A 6,821-nucleotide genomic window follows, 5' to 3' on the forward strand; every position below is an offset into this window, starting at 1 on the left:
CTCCTCACTTTTGAAGAGCTTTTCTCCGTATTGGGAGTGCAAAGGTAGAAGGATTTTTTGGGAATACAAACGCTGATTATAAATTAATAATACCCTCTTAAAAGCCTAAACACGCAAGGTTCTTAAAAACAACAAATTAGGGTTCAAAAAAATAATTAAATATTTTCAGGCTTTATTCAAATTGAGACACGACTCCTTAAATCGAAATACCTAATAAAGCCATCAGCCTAAAATTTCACCTCTTTCACTAAAAATAAGATTTTGGGCTCTTTAAGGAAAACACAATCGATTTTTAAAACAGACAAACAATATTTTATCTCTTTAGAAGGTCAATGGATGATCCAATTTTAAAATTTGAATGCTGGAATATCCCTTATAGGGAAACACCAATAACATTAGTCTTAAACCTTAATTTTAGGCTTTTTGTAAACTGGCACTGTACTACAAGGCTCCCCAAACATGATACTTGACACATGGGGTCTAAGCAATCTGGAGATTTCAACATAAGCAAAAGGTGAAATAGGTAAGTCTCCACAGCCCTTAATTACCACTTTAGCCCCTTTCAAATTTCCTAGGTCTAATTTACTTAGAGCCCTTTGGGTCAAAGCATTTTCCAGCTCATTTACCCCACCAAAAACTACCATATTGGCAAAAGGCTCCATTTTCACCGCTAACAACATATAAGCCCAGGTTGGGACAATGGCATCAACAGAACAATGAATGGCTACATTCTTTCCTTTATACTGACTCCAATCTTGATCTTTGATAAAGGAACGAAAATCTTTTTCTCTCAAAACCAAACCTTGAAAAAGGTTATCCTTTATATCATAAACCACCCTTTCACCCGAATCGTAATAGTCGGCCAGATCAATTGTAATCAAAGCACTTTGGGCTACTTTATTGACTATAGGTCCGGAATTATCCATGATTTACTTTGCTTTAGGTTTTGTTACTCTAAAATCTTTCAAATAAAAGGGCTCAAAATAGGCCAAATCCTCAAAGTCCTCCTTCAAAAATTTCATTCCGGCCAAATAACCTGTATTGACAGCAGAAGGAGAAATCGAATTTAAAAACTTAGCATTAGCATTATGGCCCAGCACATCTTGGCATTTGGAAGCCCCATCTCCAAAAAAGAGAACGTCATGATTGACCAGAAGGTTACTAAAAGAAGTCTCGTCAATAATTTTAGCATGCGTCGGTTCTATAACCCCCATTTGGGTATCGGCAATTAAACAATACACTTCCATTCTTCGGGCATCAATCATGGGACAAAGTAATGCATTGGAAAGGTTGAATTGATTTACTCCATAAGCCATAGCCTCCAGGGTATTTACGGCAATTAAAGGAACACCTAATGCATAACACAACCCTTTGGCTGTAGAAACCCCAATACGAAGGCCTGTATACGACCCCGGGCCCTTAGAAACCGCTATAGCCTCCAAATTACTAAATTGAACTCGACAGCTTTTCAATAACTCATCTATGAGTGTTGACAAAAGAGCGGAATGAGATTTTTCAAGAAACAACTCCTTAGAAGCTAAAAGCTTTCCTTTTTGGTGCAAAGCTACTGAACAAACTTTTGTGGAAGTTTCAATGCTAAGTATTAAAGCCATTTGTAAATAATTCTACTGCTTATTAAAAAATTCTTTCAAACTCTGACTTAATTGAATAGTTCATAGAGTTTTTTGAAGACTACAAGTATAACAAAAACTGAAAAAAGAAGAGAAATCGTATAAGAGGTCATCTTTTTTGACAAAAGTACTCCATAAGGAGCAGCCAGCATTACCCCTACACCTAATGGCAATACTATACTTGGTGCTATGTAGCCTATATGAAAAAATGAAAAAGAAGCTGCACCTTCAGCCAATAAATTGGAGACAGTCATAAAAAGAGCAGAAATTAAGATTACCCCTAAAGAAATGGATTTGGCCTTTTTTATGTCCATCTTTAAAAAAATATTGAGCAGTGGAATAACCACAAGTCCTCCTCCCAGCCCCGACAAAGCGGCGATCAAACCTCCGGAAGCACCCGCAATCCCCATTTTCACTACATCTCTTTCTTCAGGGACAGCCCCTTTAAACCTTTTGGAATTCTTTACAACACTGACCAGCATATATATTAAAATCAGGATAACAGTAACATTAAAAACATCCATTGAATACCAAGAGGAATAAACAATAAAATTTAAAGTGCACAAAGAGATAATGGTAGCAGCACTTCCTACGAGTAAAACATCCTTCAAAAAGAAATTCTTATGAATAATCTGAGTAAGATTACCGGAAATAGATGCCATTAACGTCCCAAAAACCGAGTTGGCTACAGTAAACTGAACTAAGTGATCCCGGGGAACTCCCATATCTTCCAAAACTATTGGCAATACCAGGATATATATTATTCCTCCCCCAATACCCAAAAGCCCTGATAAAAATCCTCCAAAAATACCTGTCAAAAAAAGTAATAAAATATCCTGCATAAAGAAATTTTAGACAAAACTACGAATTACAAATTAAGTATTTAAATGGCAAGTCATTCTCAGTCAATTCAAAAAAAGAAATTTATTAAAAAATAAAACAGCGATTTGAAGGCATTCTTCTAATCGCTGTATCTTAAAGGGTTTTTAAAAAATCCAGTCAAACTATGCTGGGTAATTTTAGCAACAGTTTTATGATTAAACTTTCAGAACACCAATCTTTAATAAGATTAATTATTTTGTAGTACTTTTCTATATCGACTATCGTCTTCCAATAATTTCAAAGCTTCCCTTATTTCTATATCATATTTAAAGGAAGCTTCTATCAATCCCTTTTGCAAAAAATATCTTGCAACAATCTCTTCCTCCAAGATCTCCTGTACCTGTTCCCTGAATTTAACCAAATCAGATTCCTTATTATGATGAACTTTGCGCTCCAAGGCTAAAATTTGTTCCTCAATATCATCAAAATATTGTTCGGTTTTAGCGGATTCAATTAAGTCATTTATCGTTTTTTCTACTTTGGTCGTATAATCATAATCTTTGTCGGACAACCATTCTTTAAATTCCTTATAATCTGAATTACTTAAAGAAAAATCTTTTGGAGTGGAGATTTTCTTATGTCTGTAATAATACTGTGTGGCATAATCAAAAATCAAACCCTTACTAACCAAGCTAGCAGCAATGGGAGGAAGCTCTTTTTTATCAGTAATAATATCGGGATCAATCCCTCCTCCATCATAAACAACTCTTCCCTTAGAGGTTGAAAAAGCTGTTTTTAAAGAATCAGGGACTTTATCTACAGTACCATCATCATGTCGATGAGTATAATCTATGGCCTGAATACACCTTCCACTTGGCGTATAATATTTGGCTGTGGTCACTTTCAGCTGAGAATTATAAGACAAAGGCCTAGTAGCTTGCACTAATCCTTTGCCGAAGGTTTTTTGACCTACTAAAACCCCCCGATCATAATCCTGCATTACACCAGAAACAATTTCAGCTGCAGAAGCACTACGTCCATTTGTTAAAATCACCAAAGGAATTTGCATATCCACAGGAGAATTAAGGGCCCGATAGGTTTTGTTCCAGTCCTTCACTTTACCTTTTGTGCTCACTACTTCAGCTCCCTTAGGAATAAAAAGGTTAGACACATTTACGGCTTCACTTAACAAGCCTCCTGGATTTCCTCTTAGATCTAGGATCAACTTTTTCGCGCCCTTGGCTTTAAGTTCAATTAAAGCATTTTTCACTTCTCGGGACGCAGATGAGGTAAAATCTGTTAACTTTATATACCCAACTTCCTCACTAATCATACCGTAATAAGGGACATTATCAATGGTAATTTTCTCCCGATTTAACTTTATTTCCAAAGGTTGATTTTCCCCAAATCGCTCAATCATCAAAACCAGATCCGTATCGGACTGCCCTTTAAGTAATTTACTAACTTCGGATGTCGATTTCCCTTCTAATTCAACCCCATTAATACTAATGATCTCATCACCAATCTTTAACCCGGCTTTATGAGCAGGATACCCCTCATATGGCATCAAGACCGTTGTTTTACCTTTTCGTTTTCCAATCAGGGCTCCAATCCCGCCGTATTGCCCTGTGGTCATAGTACGGTAATCTTCAATTTCATCTTCAGGAATATAATTGGTATAAGGATCTAAAGATTCGAGCATGGCATCAATTCCAGACTTCACCAAGTGATTGGGATTTACTTCATCCACGTAGTAGGTATTCACTTCCCGAAATAAGGTAGCAAAGATGTCGAGGTTTTTGGCAATTTGGAAATATCGTTCGGATCCTGTATAAGCAGAAAGGCATAAAATTGCTATTAACAGACTCCCAACTACGGAAAGTCGGAATTTGTTTTTCTTCATGAGGAAGCTGTATTTTGATTAGTTTTGACTTCTTCATCTAAACGCCTAAAGGCATGCTTTAGTTTAGAGTCAAGCACTGCAAAAGTACATTTTTCCTTACCAATATAAATGAATGCAATTAACAATGGAGGTCCCGAAATGTTTTGGGACAAACAAGTCTTATTTAAACGATAAGCCTCCCGCATTCGCCTTTTTAAAAAATTACGATCAACAGCTCGTTTAAATTTCTTTCTGGGTACGGAAAATAAAACCTGATGAACAGGAGACTCAGCGGCAACATTAGGAAGGTAAATCACCTTCAAAGGGTATAAATAAAAAGAGGAACCTTTTAAGAAAAGTTCCTTTATGAGTTTCTTACTACTGAGTCTTTCTTTCTTAGGAAATTTAGTATTAATATTTCCTTGAATATGGCTCATGTAAAGAAAGCTTAAGTGATGCTTTCAACGACAGAAGTCAAAGGACATTATGCCTTATGCTTTCTCTCATCTGAAACTGTTAATTTTTTTCTACCTTTAGCTCTTCTTCTAGCCAAGACTGCGCGGCCATTAGCACTTGCCATTCTTGCTTTGAAACCGTGTTTATTTCTTCTTTTTCTTTGAGAAGGTTGAAATGTTCTTTTCATCGTTCTGCCTTTTTTATATGGGCTGCAAATATAGGCAGCTTTTTTTTATTTACAAACCAGCATTTTAATTTTGTTATAAATCAAGTAAGCCAAACCACTATGCATTACATTATCTCTTACAAACAGCCACATCGACACTTTATTGACATTTGCCTGTTTGTGGACAAAGTAAACAAAGATAAAACGGTTTTACAACTACCCAGCTGGAGACCGGGACGTTACGAATTAGCCAATTTTGCCAAAAACATTCAACATTTTCAAGTAGAAAATGAGAAAGGAGAATCACTTCCATTCCGAAAGATCACAAAGGACCGCTGGGAAGTAGACAGTACTCAGGCAAAGGAAATCCGGGTAAATTATAATTATTATGCCTATCAAATGAATGCCGGTAGCTCCTGGCTTGATGAGGAACTGCTTTACATCAACTTTATCAACTGTATGATGTATGTTGAAGATCGGATGAAGGAAAGCTGTCAGGTACACCTTGAATTACCTGATAATTATGAAATTGCCTGCGGACTGGAACATATAGAAAAACACAAACTTTTTGCTGTAGACTATTACCGCTTGGTAGATAGTCCAATGATAGCCAGCCCAAACTTAAAACACTTAGATTTTAAAACAAAAGGACATCATTTTCACCTCTGGTTTTCGGGCGAATTTAATTTAGATGACAAAAAGGTTCTTAAGGACTTTAAATCCTATACAGATGAACAAATTGACTCTTTTGGAGAATTTCCCTGCCCAGACTACCATTACCTCTTTCACCTCCTTCCCTACAAACATTATAATGGAGTTGAACACTTTAATTCCACTGTCATCACCTTGGGCCCTTCGGAAGACATGCAGGAGGAAAACCTTTACAACAACCTTTTAGGGGTTAGCTCACATGAGTTGTTTCATACCTGGAACGTCATCCGTATCCGGCCCAAAGAAATGATGCCCTATGATTTCACCAAAGAAAATTATCATCGAACCGGATTTATTACAGAAGGGGTAACCACCTATTATGGGGACCTTTTTCTGGTGCGTTCGGAGGTATTTGACATTGAAACTTATTTTGATCAACTCAATACACTCTTCAAAAGGCATTTTGACAACAACGGTCGATTCAATCTATCGGTGGCAGAATCATCTTTTGATACCTGGCTAGACGGCTACACTAGCGGCATCCCAGGAAGAAAAGTATCCATTTATGTGAAAGGAGCAATTGCCGCCCTTATTCTGGATCTAAAAATTCGTGAACTAACAGGCAACCAACATTCCCTGGATGATGTAATGCGCCTTTTGTGGACGCGTTTTGGGAAAACAAAAAAAGGTTATAGTGAGAAGGATTACCAAAAAATAGCCGAAGAGATAGCCGGAACTTCTTTACAGACTTATTTCGATCAATTCATTTATGGGAATATCCCTGTTGAGGAACAATTAAATAAATCTTTAAATTTTGTAGGGTGTGAACTTCAATCAACAGAGGCCAACAGCAGAACTGAAAAGCTATTTGGTTTTGCTACCCTTCGTGAAGGAAACAGTTTTAAGATTCATCAAATTGCTGCAAATTCAGTTGCTGAGGAACAATTGACACTCGGAGATGAAATAATAGCTGTAAATGGGCGGAAAGTGGAAGGAAATCTGGATAAATTACTGGCTAATGTGAATGAGGCAGAATTTGTGCTTTTTAGAGACAAAAAGTTAAAAATAATTCACTTGAGCAATCATGGAACTTACTATTGCCAACAAATGAAAGTTATTCAAATAGAGGGTGCCACTAAGCAGCAAAAAGAAAACTTCAGAAAATGGCTGAAAAGTAATTAACAATGAAGAATGAAGAATGAAGAATGAAGAA

General features: G+C 36.7%; 7 protein-coding genes. 1 reads left to right on the top strand and 6 read right to left on the bottom strand.

What is annotated here, in order from left to right; genetic code table 11:
* Nucleotides 1–401: 401 nt before the first annotated feature.
* The 6 genes from E1171_RS10990 to rpmH form a co-directional block, all read right to left on the bottom strand.
* Entirely contained in the window at nt 402–926 is a 525-nt protein-coding gene (locus E1171_RS10990; RefSeq protein ID WP_155206055.1) for a DUF2480 family protein, read from the bottom strand.
* A gap of 3 nt (nt 927–929) precedes the next feature.
* Nucleotides 930–1,613: a tRNA (adenosine(37)-N6)-threonylcarbamoyltransferase complex dimerization subunit type 1 TsaB gene (gene tsaB, locus E1171_RS10995; protein ID WP_155206056.1), complete on the bottom strand. Its 684-nt coding sequence runs from the start codon at nt 1,611–1,613 to the stop codon at nt 930–932.
* Between the two features lie 47 nt (nt 1,614–1,660).
* On the bottom strand, nt 1,661–2,473 hold the full coding sequence (locus E1171_RS11000) for a sulfite exporter TauE/SafE family protein (protein WP_155206057.1): 813 nt from the start codon (nt 2,471–2,473) through the stop codon (nt 1,661–1,663).
* A 227-nt stretch (nt 2,474–2,700) separates the two neighbouring features.
* Nucleotides 2,701–4,356 (bottom strand): S41 family peptidase, encoded by a 1,656-nt coding sequence (locus tag E1171_RS11005; protein ID WP_155206058.1) that lies wholly within the window; start codon nt 4,354–4,356, stop codon nt 2,701–2,703.
* Nucleotides 4,353–4,772: a ribonuclease P protein component gene (locus E1171_RS11010; protein WP_155206059.1), complete on the bottom strand. Its 420-nt coding sequence runs from the start codon at nt 4,770–4,772 to the stop codon at nt 4,353–4,355. The genes E1171_RS11005 and E1171_RS11010 overlap by 4 nt, the downstream gene beginning before the upstream one ends.
* A 47-nt stretch (nt 4,773–4,819) precedes the next feature.
* Nucleotides 4,820–4,978, bottom strand: coding sequence for a 50S ribosomal protein L34 (gene rpmH, locus E1171_RS11015; RefSeq protein WP_155206060.1), 159 nt, complete (start codon nt 4,976–4,978; stop codon nt 4,820–4,822).
* Between the two features lie 99 nt (nt 4,979–5,077).
* Here rpmH and E1171_RS11020 point away from each other — a divergent pair, with 99 nt between their 5' ends.
* Nucleotides 5,078–6,790 (top strand): M61 family metallopeptidase, encoded by a 1,713-nt coding sequence (locus E1171_RS11020; RefSeq protein ID WP_155206061.1) that lies wholly within the window; start codon nt 5,078–5,080, stop codon nt 6,788–6,790.
* The last annotated feature ends 31 nt before the right edge of the window (nt 6,791–6,821 follow it).

The sequence above is a fragment of the Xanthovirga aplysinae genome (genome assembly GCF_009711365.1).
In the GTDB taxonomy this organism is placed as follows: domain Bacteria; phylum Bacteroidota; class Bacteroidia; order Cytophagales; family Cyclobacteriaceae; genus Xanthovirga; species Xanthovirga aplysinae.